The 316-nt window shown below is 35.1% G+C and carries 1 rRNA gene; it reads left to right on the forward strand.

What is annotated here, in order from left to right:
• Window positions 1-217 precede the first annotated feature (217 nt).
• A 23S ribosomal RNA gene (locus AACV33_RS04720) occupies window positions 218-316 on the forward strand; the annotation flags it as partial.

The raw sequence follows: 316 nt of genomic DNA on the forward strand, positions 1-316 counted from the left end.
GCTCTTTAACAATTTGGAAAGCTGACTGATTTAAATAACTTACGAGTTATTCAAATCAAAATTTAAAAGTTCTTAATATCTTTTGTTTATCTTTAGATAAACAAATTAAAAACACATTCAAGTGTTCTTGTATTTTGAATCCGGCGAAAAACCAGAACTCTCAATGAAGAGTTCAACCTTGGTTGTTTATGCCATACGAAACCTCTTGGGGTTGTATGGTTAAGTGACTAAGCGTACACGGTGGATGCCTTGGCAGTCAGAGGCGATGAAAGACGTATTAACTTGCGATAAGCCCAGATTAGGTAGTAAAAACCTT

This window comes from Aliivibrio sp. SR45-2 (assembly GCF_963890165.1).
Lineage (GTDB): Bacteria > Pseudomonadota > Gammaproteobacteria > Enterobacterales > Vibrionaceae > Aliivibrio > Aliivibrio salmonicida.